This window comes from Microbacterium enclense, assembly GCF_001456955.1.
In the GTDB taxonomy this organism is placed as follows: Bacteria; Actinomycetota; Actinomycetes; order Actinomycetales; family Microbacteriaceae; genus Microbacterium; species Microbacterium enclense.
On the sequence record NZ_KQ758473.1, the window covers coordinates 97,531 to 110,357 of the forward strand.

10 protein-coding genes are annotated in these 12,827 nt (G+C 69.9%); 7 read left to right on the plus strand and 3 right to left on the minus strand.

Features of this window, described 5'->3' with window-relative positions; genetic code table 11:
• Window positions 1-95: 95 nt before the first annotated feature.
• Window positions 96-2,165, plus strand: coding sequence for a DNA gyrase/topoisomerase IV subunit B (locus AS029_RS13810; protein WP_058233176.1), 2,070 nt, complete (start codon window positions 96-98; stop codon window positions 2,163-2,165).
• A gap of 82 nt (window positions 2,166-2,247) precedes the next feature.
• Here AS029_RS13810 and AS029_RS13815 read toward each other — a convergent pair whose 3' ends face one another.
• A complete protein-coding gene (locus AS029_RS13815) occupies window positions 2,248-4,713 on the minus strand; it encodes a DNA gyrase/topoisomerase IV subunit A (RefSeq protein ID WP_058233177.1) in 2,466 nt (821 codons plus the stop codon).
• Between the two features lie 71 nt (window positions 4,714-4,784).
• Here AS029_RS13815 and AS029_RS13820 point away from each other — a divergent pair, with 71 nt between their 5' ends.
• The gene (locus tag AS029_RS13820) at window positions 4,785-5,903 is read left to right on the plus strand and encodes an alkaline phosphatase family protein (RefSeq protein ID WP_058233178.1); all 1,119 of its coding nucleotides are present in this window, start codon (window positions 4,785-4,787) and stop codon (window positions 5,901-5,903) included.
• A 93-nt stretch (window positions 5,904-5,996) separates the two neighbouring features.
• On the opposite strand, the gene sepH is transcribed toward AS029_RS13820, so the two are convergent.
• Window positions 5,997-7,022 (minus strand): septation protein SepH, encoded by a 1,026-nt coding sequence (gene sepH / locus AS029_RS13825; RefSeq protein ID WP_058233179.1) that lies wholly within the window; start codon window positions 7,020-7,022, stop codon window positions 5,997-5,999.
• 220 nt (window positions 7,023-7,242) lie between these two features.
• Here sepH and AS029_RS13830 point away from each other — a divergent pair, with 220 nt between their 5' ends.
• Window positions 7,243-7,536 (plus strand): DUF4193 domain-containing protein, encoded by a 294-nt coding sequence (locus AS029_RS13830; RefSeq protein WP_058233180.1) that lies wholly within the window; start codon window positions 7,243-7,245, stop codon window positions 7,534-7,536.
• On the opposite strand, the gene AS029_RS13835 is transcribed toward AS029_RS13830, so the two are convergent.
• Window positions 7,511-8,002, minus strand: a complete 492-nt coding sequence (locus tag AS029_RS13835; RefSeq protein WP_058233181.1) for a DUF3093 domain-containing protein — start codon at window positions 8,000-8,002, stop codon at window positions 7,511-7,513. The genes AS029_RS13830 and AS029_RS13835 overlap by 26 nt on opposite strands.
• Before the next feature lie 12 nt (window positions 8,003-8,014).
• Here AS029_RS13835 and dut point away from each other — a divergent pair, with 12 nt between their 5' ends.
• The 4 genes from dut to acnA all read left to right on the plus strand — a co-directional run bounded on the left by dut (window position 8,015) and on the right by acnA (window position 12,825).
• A complete protein-coding gene (gene dut / locus AS029_RS13840; protein WP_058233182.1) occupies window positions 8,015-8,470 on the plus strand; it encodes a dUTP diphosphatase in 456 nt (151 codons plus the stop codon).
• Window positions 8,467-9,099 (plus strand): DUF3710 domain-containing protein, encoded by a 633-nt coding sequence (locus tag AS029_RS13845; RefSeq protein WP_058233183.1) that lies wholly within the window; start codon window positions 8,467-8,469, stop codon window positions 9,097-9,099. Before dut ends, AS029_RS13845 begins: the two co-directional genes overlap by 4 nt.
• Window positions 9,096-9,851, plus strand: coding sequence for a DUF3159 domain-containing protein (locus AS029_RS13850; protein ID WP_058233184.1), 756 nt, complete (start codon window positions 9,096-9,098; stop codon window positions 9,849-9,851). The genes AS029_RS13845 and AS029_RS13850 overlap by 4 nt, the downstream gene beginning before the upstream one ends.
• Before the next feature lie 133 nt (window positions 9,852-9,984).
• On the plus strand, window positions 9,985-12,825 hold the full coding sequence (gene acnA, locus AS029_RS13855; RefSeq protein ID WP_058233270.1) for an aconitate hydratase AcnA: 2,841 nt from the start codon (window positions 9,985-9,987) through the stop codon (window positions 12,823-12,825).
• Window positions 12,826-12,827 lie beyond the last annotated feature (2 nt).

Genomic DNA, 12,827 nt, shown 5'->3' on the forward strand with positions numbered 1-12,827 from the left:
GCGCCTTGATCACATTTCGCTGTGCGCGTACGGTAGCCCAGCCCCGCTGTGTGTCTGGCAGGCGATGTCGGTGGCCCCGATTACGCTGGCTAACCGTGACGTCCGAGTACTCCGCCCACCACCTGCAGGTCCTCGAGGGTCTCGAGGCCGTGCGCAAGCGCCCCGGCATGTACATCGGCTCCACGGACTCCCGCGGCCTCATGCACTGTCTGTGGGAGATCATCGACAATTCCGTCGACGAGGCGCTCGCCGGTCACGGCAGCCGCATCGACATCGTCCTCCACGCCGACGGCAGCGTCGAGGTGCGCGACCGCGCGCGCGGCATCCCCGTCGACGTCGAGCCGCGCACGGGCCTCACCGGCGTCGAGGTCGTCTTCACCAAGCTCCACGCCGGCGGCAAGTTCGGCGGCGGCTCGTACGCGGCATCCGGTGGTCTGCACGGTGTGGGCGCGTCGGTCGTGAACGCCCTGTCGGAGCGCCTCGACGTCGAGGTCGACCGCGGCGGCAAGACCTACGCGATGTCGTTCCACCGGGGTGAGCCCGGCCTCTTCGCGGGCTCCGGCCCCGATTCGCCCTTCACCCCGTTCGAGCGCAGCAGCGAGCTGCGGGTCGTGGGCAAGGCCCCTCGCGGGGTGACGGGCACCCGCATCCGCTACTGGGCCGACCGGCAGATCTTCACGAAAGACGCCGCCTTCGGTCACGACGAGCTGGTGCAGCGCGTGCGTCAGACGGCGTTCCTCGTGCCGGGGCTCGAGATCGTCGTGCTCGACGAGCGTGCCGACGAGCACGTCGAGACGAGCTACCGCTTCGACGGTGGTATCTCGGAGTTCGCCGACTTCCTGGCGCCCGACGCCGCGGTCACCGACACCTGGCGCCTGACCGGCACCGGAACTTTCACCGAGACCGTCCCGGTGCTGCAGGCGGGTGGGTCGATGGTTCCCACCGAGGTGCAGCGCGAGTGCGAGGTCGACATCGCCGTGCGGTGGGGCACCGGCTACGACACCACGACCCGTTCGTTCGTGAACATCATCGCCACGCCCAAGGGCGGCACGCACCAGCAGGGCTTTGAGCAGGGACTCATGAAGGTGCTGCGCGCCCAGGTCGAGCAGAACGCCCGCAAGCTCAAGGTCGGAAACGACAAGATCGAGAAAGACGACCTGCTCGCCGGGCTCACCGCGGTGCTGACGGTCCGCCTGCCGGAGCCGCAGTTCGAGGGCCAGACCAAAGAAGTGCTGGGCACCCCCGCGGTGCGGCAGATCGTGGCATCCGTCGTGCAGAAAGAGCTCGCGGCACGCTTCGCGTCGGTCAGGCGCGACGACAAGACGCAGACCGCGCAGCTGCTCGAGAAGATCGTCTCCGAGATGAAGGCGCGCATCTCGGCGCGCACGCACAAAGAGACGCAGCGGCGCAAGAACGCGCTCGAGTCGTCGTCGCTGCCGTCGAAGCTCGTCGATTGTCGCTCGAACGACGTCGACAACTCCGAGCTGTTCATCGTCGAAGGAAACTCGGCGCTCGGCACCGCGCGCGACGCCCGCAACAGCGAGTACCAGGCGCTGCTGCCGATCCGCGGCAAGATCCTGAACACGCAGAAGGCCTCGATCAGCGACATGCTGAGCAACGCCGAGTGCGCGTCGATCATCCAGGTCATCGGCGCGGGGTCGGGGCGCTCCTTCGATCTCAGCGCCGCGCGCTACGGCAAGATCATCCTCATGAGCGACGCCGATGTCGACGGCGCGCACATCCGCACCCTGCTGCTGACCCTGTTCTTCCGGTACATGCGGCCGCTCGTCGAGGCCGGTCGCGTGTTCGCCGCCGTCCCGCCGCTGCACCGCGTCATCGTGATGAACCCCGGGTCCAAGCCGAACGAAACGATCTACACCTACAGCGAGCAAGAGCTGCACGCCCTGCTCGCGCGCCTCAAGAAGGCGAACAAGCGCTGGCAGGAGCCCATCCAGCGGTACAAGGGCCTCGGAGAGATGGATGCCGATCAGCTCGCGACCACCACGATGGACCGCGCCGGGCGCACCCTGCGACGCGTCCAGGTGAAAGACATGGAGGGCGCCGCGCAGGTGTTCGACCTGCTGATGGGCAGCGAGGTCGCGCCCCGCCGCGAGTTCATCGTCGACTCGAGCGACCGGCTCGCGCGGGAGAGCATCGACGTGTGAGCCTCGCCCGCGGTGGCGCAAGCGGGCCCCGAACGCCCGTGAGGACGAACAGCCCGGCTGGGCGTGCGCGGGCGAGCCGCGGTCAGCGCACGGCGGTGCCGATCGCGCCGACCGCCGCGTCGAGGGGCTGACCCGAGGCATCGCGCTTCGCGCCCGTGTCCGGCAGCGTCCGCACCGATCCGTCGGCGCCCACGGCCCGCGGCTCGGTGCCGACCCACGCGAGCACGAGGGCGTCTTCGCCGCGCAGCAGGCGCTGCGCACGCACGCCGCCGGTGGCTCGACCCTTCGCGGGGAACTCGGTGAAGGCCGACACCTTGGCGCTGCCGGCGTCCGTTCCGGGCAGCGCCGCCGAGGAGCCGGCGATCGTCACCACGACGGCGTCGAAGGCCGAGGCCCCCACGACCGCGAAGGCGATCACGCGAGCACCGTCGGAGAGACGGATGCCGGCCATTCCGCCGGCCGAGCGTCCCTGCGGCCGAACGGACGAGGCGTCGAAGCGCAGCAGCTGAGCGTCGCTGGCCACGAACACCAGCTCGGCGTTGTCGCCGGCGAGAGCCGCGCCGACCACCCGGTCACCGTCGCGGAGCCCGATGATCTCGATCTCGTCCTTCGCGCCGAGCTCGCTCGCGGCGACCCTCTTCACGACCCCCTGCGCCGTGCCGAGGGCGATGATCGCCTGATCGCCGAGCGGAACGAGCGCGACGACCTCTTCGCCCTTGCCGAGGGTCAGGTACTGACCCACCCTCGTGCCCGCGGCCACCTGCACGGAGTTGGCGGGCACCGAGGGCAGGTCGACCGGCGAGAAGCGCACGAGACGGCCGGCCGAGGTGACCGCTCCGATGTCTCCGCGGGTGGTCGTGTCGACCGACGAGCGGATCGCGTCGTGCTTCGAGCGGCGCGTCGGAGCCACCACACCCCCGCCGGGTGCATCAGCGACGAGTTCGGCGCGCACCATGCGCCCGGTGGCCGAGAGGTACACGCGGCACGGGGCGTCGGCGATCTGCAGGTCGGCGGCGGCCGCGGCCTTCGCCGACCGCGGTTGCACCGGCCCGCCGTTCAGCAGCATCGTGCGCCGCGGGGTGCCGTACGCCTCCGCGGCGGCATCCAGTTCTCGGGCGACCTGCTGGCGCAGCAGCGTCTGGCTGCCGAGCAGCTCGACGAGCTCGGCGATCTCGGCGTTCAACTGGTCGCGCTCGGCTTCGAGCTCGATGCGGGAGAACTTCGTCAGGCGACGCAGTCGCAGCTCGAGGATGTACTCGGCCTGCGCGTGCGAGAGGTCGAACACCTCCTGCAGTCTCGTGCGCGCTGCCTCTCCGTCGTCGGAGGTGCGGATGACCTGGATGACCTCGTCGATGTCGAGGATCGCGATGAGCAGGCCCTCGACGAGGTGCAGGCGCTCGCGCTTGCGCGCCAGACGGTACTCGCTGCGCCGCGTGACGACGCGGATGCGGTGGTCGAGGTAGACGCGCAGCAGATCGCGGAGCCCGAGCGTCTGCGGCTGCCCGTCGACGAGCGCGACGTTGTTGATGCCGAACGAGTCCTCGAGCGGGGTCAGGCGGTAGAGGTGCTCGAGCACGGCCTTCGGGTCGAACCCGGTCTTGATGCCGATGACGAGGCGCAGACCGTGGTGGCGGTCGGACAGGTCGGTGACGTCGGCGATGCCCGTCAGCTTCTTGGCCTGAACGGCATCCTTGATCTTCTCGATGACGCGCTCGGCGCCGACGAGATAGGGCAGCTCGGTGATGACGATGCCGGTGCGCCGCGGGCCGAGCGACTCGATCGACGCCTTCGCGCGCGTCCGGAAGGTGCCGCGACCGCTGGTGTAGGCGTCTTTGATGCCGTCGAGGCCGACGATGATGCCGCCCGTCGGCAGGTCGGGGCCGGGGACGAACTCCATGAGCTCCTCCACCGTGGCATCCGGATGCTGGAGCAGATGCGTCGCCGCGGCCACGACCTCGATGAGGTTGTGCGGGGCCATGTTGGTGGCCATGCCGACCGCGATACCGGTCGCGCCGTTGACCAGCAGGTTGGGGAAGGCCGCGGGCAGCACCTCGGGCTGCTGGAACTGTCCGTCGTAGTTGGGGATGAAGTCGACGACGTCTTCGTCGAGGTTCTCGGTCAGGGCGAGGGCCGGGGGAGCGAGGCGGGCCTCGGTGTAGCGCGAGGCCGCGGGACCGTCGTCGAGCGACCCGAAGTTGCCGTGTCCGTCGACCAGCGGAACCCGCAGCGTGAAGTGCTGCGCGAGACGCACGAGTGCGTCGTAGATCGGGGCATCGCCGTGCGGGTGGAGCTTTCCCATCACCTCGCCGACGACGCGGGCGCTCTTGACGTGTCCGCGATCGGGGCGCAGGCCCATCTCGGCCATCTGGTAGAGGATGCGCCGCTGCACGGGCTTGAGTCCGTCCCGGGCGTCGGGAAGCGCGCGCGAGTAGATGACGGAGTAGGCGTACTCGAGGAACGACCCCTGCATCTCGGTCGAGACATCGACGTCTTCGATGCGCTCAGCGGTCGCGGAGGACGCGGAGGAGGAGGAACGGGAATCGGGCATGTGAACGGCCTCGGGTCGAGCGGGCGTCCGTGACGGACGGGGATCGGGTGTCGTGTGGAAGACTTGCCCCGATGTCACTCAGCCTACCGGCGGACCCGCCGCGTTCTCGGAGCCTCACCGGTGTGCTGGCGCAGTCCGTTGCCGCTCTCGAGGGCTCATCGGACTGGCTCCCGCCGGCCCGCAGTGTCATCGTCTTCCTCGTCGACGGCCTCGGTGCCCACAACCTGGCCGCCCGCCGCGGCCACGCGCGCTTCCTCGCGGCGGCCGGCGGTCGGCGCGACGTCGCGCGCACCGTCTTCCCCTCGACGACGGCCGCTGCCCTCACGAGCCTGCTGACCGGCGTCGACCCCGGCGTCCACGGCATCGTCGGGTACCGCACGCGGATCCCCGGCACTCTGATCGCGTCGAACCAGCTGCACGGGTGGGAGACCGACGGTTTGGATCCGCTCACCTGGCAGCGGGCGGAACCGCTCTTCGCCGCTCGTCCCGGTCGTGCCTTCGTGGTGTCGAAACCGAGCTACACCGGCACCGGCTTCACCGAGGCGACGCTGCGGGGGGCCGCGTTCTTTTCCTCCGACGACCTCGACGAGCGCGTGCGCATCGCCGCCGACCTGGCCGCGCGGCATCCGGGGTCCGTCACTTATCTCTACGCCCCCGAGCTCGACACCGCGGGGCATCGCGACGGCTGGGAGTCGGAGCGCTGGACCGACGCCCTCGAGCGCGTCGACGCCGCCGCGCGGCGACTCGCCGGACTCGTCGACGCCCGCACCGGCGTGCTCGTCACGGCCGATCACGGCATGGTCGACGTGCCCGCGCACAAGCACGTCCTGCTCCGCGGGGGCGATCACCTGCTCGACGATGTCGCCCTGCTCGGCGGGGAGCCCCGCATGCTCCACCTCTACACCCAAGAGGGGCGAGCGGATGCCGTGGCTGCGGCGTGGGCCGAGAGCGAGGCCGCGCGCGCCTGGGTCATGACGCGCGACGAGGCGATCGGCGCCGGGCTGTTCGGCGTGGTCGATGACGAGGTGCGACCCCGCATCGGCGACGTGCTCGTCGCCGCGCGCGGACGCACCGCGTACTACGACGACCGCGAGGCCGACAAGCGTCCGCAGAAAATGGTCGGCCAGCACGGTTCTCTCACCGACGAGGAGCGCACGGTTCCGCTCCTGCGCCTGGGGGCGTTCGCCTGAGGCGTGCGGATGCCGGGCACCCGGCATCCGTTCCGGTCACCGGTCCGCTGCGCGTCGATCAACCGGCCGCCGTCGGGCACCCGCTCGAGGGTGTCAGCTCTCGTCGGAGCGGGCGCCGAACACGATCTCGTCCCATGACGGCATGGACGGACGGCCCTTCGCGCGGCGCGCCGGATCGGGCTGCGTGCGCTCGGGCTCGGGGGCGGGCGTGTCGGGCTCGTCGACGTATCCCGGCTCGACGGCGTCGAACAGCGCCACGGGGGGACCGACCGGACGCAGCTCGGGCTCGACCTCGGTCGTGCCGGGCAGCGGCTCGCGCTGACCGCGACGACGGCGGAGCGCCTCGAGCAGGTCGGCCGTCTCGGACGACGTGACGGGGGCGTCGGGGGCGCGCTTGATCGCCGCGGCCTGCACGGCGGGGGCGACGGGGCCGGTGGCCTCGACACCCGGTTCGTCCTCGATGTCGAGGCGGCGCGGCCCGAACGAGCCGCTGTCGAAGCGGGACTCGTCTTTCTGCACGCTGTCGAGGGCGCGCAGACGCGGGATGAGCCCCTCGGGCAGCGAACCCTGGCGCGACAACTGGATCGCGTCGGCGTTCTGCGGCGAGAGCGTGCTGCGGCGCGGGTCGAAGCCCCACCGCGCGTCGTGATCGATGCCGTTGGCGGTGAACTCGAGCTTGACCATCCAGCTCGTGCCCTCCTTCCAACTCGTCCACCGCTCGGCCGAGGCGCCGGCCTCGGCGAGCTTGGCGCGGACCGCCGCGCCGAAGGTGATGGGGGCGTCGTGCTCGAGCGTGCCGCCGAGCAGCACCGGCACGGCGAGGGCTTGGCTGACGACGTGTTCGCGCTCGGCCAGCACCGGGCCCTCGAAACGCTCGACGTCTTCGACGCGCGCGTTCAACAGCGATGCGACCTCACGGGCCGACATGCCGGCCCGGATGTGCGCCTGGATCTCGCGAGGGCTGGGACGCGGGGCGCGGTCGTCGTCTTCGCGGTCCCGGCGGGCGCGGCGCGCTTCGGCGCGCAGCACCTCGTCGAGGGGGAGGGCGAAGCGCTCGCCCGCCTGGGTCGCCACGACGAGGACGTCATCCTCGGTTCCGATGACTTTGAGCTGTTCCATGCGAAACACCCCTCCGATCTGCGGTCAGCGCCCATGCTGACATGCGCGCGGCACGCTTCGGGGAATATCGCGGGCGCGCCGCGAGTTTCACGCCTGACCCGACACGCACACGCCTGCAAGAGCATTTGCTTATCGCAGACGTGTCATGCAAACTATGGCCGCCCGATCGGGCACCCGATGGGGCACGCACCACGAATTCCGGAAGTTGAGACCTGCACGCATGGCAACCGATTACGACGCACCGCGCAAGACCGAGGACGACAGCGAGTCGATCGAGGCCCTCAAGGAGCGCGTGCCCGACAAGGCGTCGGGGTCGATCGACAACGAGGATGCCGACAACCCCTCGGGCTTCGAACTGCCCGGCGCCGACCTCTCCGACATCGAGCTCGACGTCGTCGTCCTCCCCGCTCAGGAGGACGAGTTCACCTGCATGAGCTGCTTCCTCGTGAAGCACCGCTCGCAGATCGCAGAGGAGAGCGGCCCCGGCTTCATCTGCCTGGAGTGCGCAGCCTGACCTGAGCGCGCTGGATCGCCGCCACCAGGCGATCCGGCGTGCGGGTCGAGATGACCCACGACGGTGTCGGATCATCGGGGTCGGTGACCGGCACCACGACGATCCCGTCGATCCCACCCCGGATGACGTGCCACGCCCGGCGGTCGAGACCACTCCCGCGGGCCGTCCGGGCCTCCTCCGCGACGGCGCCGGTCGGGGTTCCGAGCAGTGCGACCGGGATGTGCGCCCGTCCCGCGCGCAACTCGCCGTCGCGCACCTCCACGACCGGCGACAGGGCGAGCAGGCCCGCCACGATCGCGACGGACACGATCAGGCCGATGAACAGGGCGAGAGTCGTGTCGAGCGGCGAGAACACCACGGCGGCCATCGGTCCGCACACGGCGGCGGCGACCAGGGCCCACAGAGACGGGCTGAGACGCTCGCGGTAGTCGGCTGCGGTGCGGATGCCGCACCCCCTCTTCTGCATTACCCTCGTGGGGTGACCGAAACGGTGGATGTCCTCATTGTCGCATCCGAGGCCCCGGTCTTCGCCCACCCGGGCGACGCCGGCGCCGACCTGACGGCTGCCGAAGCCGTCCGGCTGGAGCCCGGCCGCCGAGCACTCGTCTCGACCGGCGTACGCATCGCCCTCCCCGAGGGCTACGCCGCCTTCGTGGTGCCCCGCAGCGGCCTGGCGGCCAAGCACGGCATCACCATCGTCAACGCGCCGGGGACGATCGACGCCGGATACCGCGGCGAGATCAAGGTGGCGCTGCTGAACACCGACCTCGACGCCGCCTACGACATCGCGGTCGGAGACCGCATCGCCCAGCTCATCGTGATGCCCGTCCCGCCCGTGCGCTTCGTCCCCGTCGACGACCTGCCCGACAGCGTGCGCGGTGACGGCGGTTTCGGATCGAGCGGATACCAGAGCCTGCAAGGGAGCACCCGATGACCGACGACGAGACGCAGACCACCCCCGAGGTGGAACAGGCGGCCGCCCCTGCGGCACCGCCCGTCAAGAGCGCGCCCACCGACCGCGAGAGCGCGGGACCCTTCGACGAGTCCGAGGCGAACCCGGTGCGCCCCTACATCGACCTGGGCGGCATCAAGATCCTCCCGCGCGAGGGCCTCAACCTGCGCCTCGAGGTGGAGGAGCAGACCAAGCGCATCGTCGCCGTCGGTCTCGACTACGCCGACTCGACGCTGCAGGTGCAGCCCTTCGCCGCCCCCCGCACGAGCGGCCTCTGGGAAGAGACGCGCGAGCAGATCCGGCAGCAGGTGAAGCAGCAGGGCGGCCGTGTCGAGGAGCGCGAGGGTCCGCTCGGCCCCGAGCTGCTCGCCGAGGTCCCGGTTACGGGGGGCGCCGACGCCACCTCCAAGCGACTCGCCCGGTTCGTGGGCGTCGACGGTCCGCGATGGTTCCTGCGCGGCGTCGTCGGGGGAGCGGCGACAAGCGACATCGAGGCCGCGGCCGCGGTCGAAGACCTGTTCCGCTCCATCGTCGTCGTGCGGGGTACATCGCCGATGCCGCCGCGCGACCTGATCCCGCTCCGGATGCCGGCGACCCCCGGCACCGCATGAGCGACGATGCGACCAGGCCGGCGCCCGACGGCGACCGGGTACCGCTCGAGCCCCCCTCCGCCGCCGACAGCGTGGGTGCCGCCCTCGGCAACGCGGCGCGGCGCGCAGGGCTCGACCCCGCGGCGCACGGCTCCACCGGAGCAGCCGTGTGGTCGGCGATGGGCGGAGTGCGCGGCATCCTCGAATCGGTGCTGCCGTCGCTGGCGTTCGTCGTGCTGTTCACCCTCACGATCGACCCCGAGACGCGCCAGGGCAATCTGTGGCTGAGCCTCGGGGTGTCCGTGGGCCTCGCGGTCGTCTTCACGCTCGCGCGGCTGATCGCGAAGTCGCCGCCGAGCGCCGCGATCGGCGGGCTGCTCGCCACCGCCGGTGCCGCTGTGCTCGCGCTCGTGACGGGACGCGGGCAGGACAACTTCGTCTTCGGCTTCTTCACCAACGGCGCCTATGGCACCGCCTTCCTCGTCTCGGCTCTCATCGGCTGGCCGCTCATCGGGCTGGCCGCGGGTTACCTGCTGGGCGAGGGCACGCGGTGGCGGACGGACCGACGCAAGCGTCTGGCCTACACGTGGCTGTCGCTGGCGTGGGCGGCGCTGTTCGCGGCGCGGCTCATCGTGCAGCTTCCGCTGTATTTCGCGGGCGACGTCACCGCGCTGGGCACGCTGAAGATCGTCATGGGCCTGCCGCTGTTCGCCCCGATGCTCGCGGTGACCTGGCTCGTGGTGCGTTCTCTCTCGCCTCGGCGAGAGTCCTGATATTATCTTGACATCAAGATAAATCCGTCCTCCCGTACGGTTAGGTCGACCTTCCTGGAATCGGCCTCGCCACGCGGGGAAGATGGACGACAGCGGGCCGACGCCTGCGCATTCGCCGACGAAGGAGACGATCGTGTCCACGGTTGACAGCTTCGGTGCCAAGAGCACCCTGACAGTCGGCAGCACCGACTACGAGATCTTCCGTATCGACACGGTTGCCGGTCACGAGAAGCTCCCCTTCAGCCTCAAGGTGCTGCTGGAGAACCTGCTCCGCACCGAAGACGGCGCCAACGTCACCAAGGAGCAGATCGAGGCCCTCGGTTCGTGGGTGCCCACGGCAGACCCCGACACCGAGATCCAGTTCACGCCCGCGCGCGTGGTCATGCAGGACTTCACCGGTGTGCCGTGCATCGTCGACCTCGCCACCATGCGCGAGGCGGTCACCGCCCTCGGCGGAGACCCCAACAAGATCAACCCGCTCTCGCCCGCCGAGATGGTCATCGACCACTCGGTCATCGCCGACCTCTTCGGCAGCGAGAACGCCCTCGAGCGCAACGTCGAGATCGAGTACGAGCGCAACGGCGAGCGGTACCAGTTCCTCCGCTGGGGCCAGACCGCGTTCGACGACTTCAAGGTCGTCCCCCCGGGCACCGGCATCGTGCACCAGGTCAACATCGAGCACCTGGCCAAGGTCATCTACGACCGCACCGTCGACGGCGTGCTGCGCGCCTACCCCGACACCTGCGTCGGCACCGACTCGCACACCACGATGGTCAACGGCCTGGGCGTGCTCGGCTGGGGCGTCGGCGGCATCGAGGCCGAGGCGGCCATGCTCGGCCAGCCCGTGTCGATGCTCATCCCGCGCGTCGTCGGTTTCAAGCTCTCGGGTGAGATCCCCGCCGGCGTCACCGCCACCGACGTCGTGCTCACCATCACCGACATGCTGCGCAAGCACGGCGTGGTCGGCAAGTTCGTGGAGTTCTACGGCGAGGGCGTCGCGTCGGTGCCGCTGGCCAACCGCGCCACCATCGGCAACATGAGCCCCGAGTTCGGCTCGACCGCCGCGATGTTCCCCATCGACGACGTCACGCTCGACTACCTGCGTCTGACCGGCCGCGACGAGCAGACCGTCGCCCTCGTCGAGGCGTACGCCAAGGAGCAGAAGCTCTGGCACGACGCCGACCGTGAGCTCGTGTTCAGCGAGTACATGGAGCTCGACCTCTCGACGGTCGTCCCCTCGATCGCCGGTCCCAAGCGCCCCCAGGACCGCATCCTGCTGTCCGAGGCCAAGAACCAGTTCGAGAAGGACATCTTGAACTACGCCGGCGGCGCGGTGTCCGACTCGGTCGTCGACCTCGAGGTCGACGGCACGTTCCCGGCATCCGACCCGGGCTCCGTCCCCGGCGAGGAGCACGAGCACGTGACCGAGAGCGAGGTGCTGATCTCCTCCGGTCACCCCGCCAACGCGTCGAACCCCGTCAAGGTCACCACGCCCGAGGGCCAGTCCTACCTGCTCGACAACGGCGCGGTCACCCTCGCGGCGATCACGTCGTGCACGAACACGTCGAACCCCTCGGTCATGATCGCGGCGGGTCTGCTGGCCAAGAACGCCGTCGACAAGGGCCTGAAGCGCAAGCCGTGGGTCAAGACGACGCTCGGCCCGGGCTCCAAGGTCGTCACCGACTACTACGAGAAGTCCGGCCTCGACAAGGCGCTCGAGGGCCTCGACTTCTACACCGTCGGCTACGGCTGCACGATCTGCATCGGCAACTCCGGTCCGCTGATCGAAGAGGTCTCCGAGGCCATCAACGAGAACGACCTCGCCGTCACGGCCGTCCTCTCGGGCAACCGAAACTTCGAGGGTCGCATCAGCCCCGACGTCAAGATGAACTACCTGGCCTCGCCGCCGCTGGTGGTCGCCTACGCCCTCGCCGGGTCGATGAACTTCGACTTCGAGACCGACGCGCTCGGCAAGGACCAGAACGGCGACGACGTCTTCCTGAAGGACATCTGGCCCGCACCCGACCAGGTGCAGACCATCATCGACGCGTCGATCTCGCGCGAGCAGTTCATCCAGCAGTACGCCACCGTCTTCGAGGGCGACGAGCGCTGGAAGAACCTGCCCACCCCGACCGGTCCGGTCTTCGAGTGGGATGCCGACTCCACCTACGTGCGCAAGGCCCCGTACTTCGACGGCATGACCATGCAGCCCGATGCCGTGCGCGACATCACCGGCGCACGCGTGATGGCGACGCTGGGCGACTCGGTCACCACCGACCACATCAGCCCGGCCGGCAACATCAAGGCGGGCACCCCCGCCGCCCAGTACCTCACCGAGCACGGCGTCGCGCAGAAGGACTTCAACTCCTACGGCTCGCGCCGTGGCAACCACGAGGTCATGATCCGCGGCACGTTCGCCAACATCCGCCTGAAGAACGAGCTCACGGCGGCCGTCAACGACGGAACGGTCGTCGAGGGCGGCTACACCCGCGACTTCACCCAGGAGGGCGGCCCGCAGTCGTACATCTTCGACGCGAGCCAGAACTACCAGGCGCAGGGCACCCCGCTGGTCATCTTCGGCGGCAAGGAGTACGGCTCCGGTTCGTCGCGCGACTGGGCGGCCAAGGGCACCAACCTGCTGGGCGTGAAGGCCGTCATCACCGAGAGCTTCGAGCGCATCCACCGCTCGAACCTCATCGGCATGGGCGTCGTGCCGCTGCAGTTCCCCGCGGGCGAGAGCTGGAAGTCGCTGGGCCTCGACGGCACCGAGATCGTCTCGATCGAGGGCCTCGAGCAGCTCAACGAGGGCGTCACGCCCAAGACCGTGAAGGTCACCGCCGAGCCGAGCGAATTCTCGCCCGAGGGCAAGCAGACCGTCACGTTCGACGCCGTGGTCCGCATCGACACCCCCGGTGAGGCCGACTACTACCGCAACGGCGGCATCCTGCAGTACGTGCTGCGTTCGCTGGTCTGACC

What these genes read in the sequence shown, in the direction of transcription:
- AS029_RS13815 (WP_058233177.1), bottom strand. Translation starts at nt 4,713, where the DNA reads ATGCCCGATTCCCGTTCCTCCTCCTCCGCGTCCTCCGCGACCGCTGAG.
- AS029_RS13820 (WP_058233178.1), top strand. Translation starts at nt 4,785, where the DNA reads ATGTCACTCAGCCTACCGGCGGACCCGCCGCGTTCTCGGAGCCTCACC.
- sepH (WP_058233179.1), bottom strand. Translation starts at nt 7,022, where the DNA reads ATGGAACAGCTCAAAGTCATCGGAACCGAGGATGACGTCCTCGTCGTG.
- AS029_RS13830 (WP_058233180.1), top strand. Translation starts at nt 7,243, where the DNA reads ATGGCAACCGATTACGACGCACCGCGCAAGACCGAGGACGACAGCGAG.
- AS029_RS13835 (WP_058233181.1), bottom strand. Translation starts at nt 8,002, where the DNA reads ATGCAGAAGAGGGGGTGCGGCATCCGCACCGCAGCCGACTACCGCGAG.
- AS029_RS13845 (WP_058233183.1), top strand. Translation starts at nt 8,467, where the DNA reads ATGACCGACGACGAGACGCAGACCACCCCCGAGGTGGAACAGGCGGCC.
- AS029_RS13850 (WP_058233184.1), top strand. Translation starts at nt 9,096, where the DNA reads ATGAGCGACGATGCGACCAGGCCGGCGCCCGACGGCGACCGGGTACCG.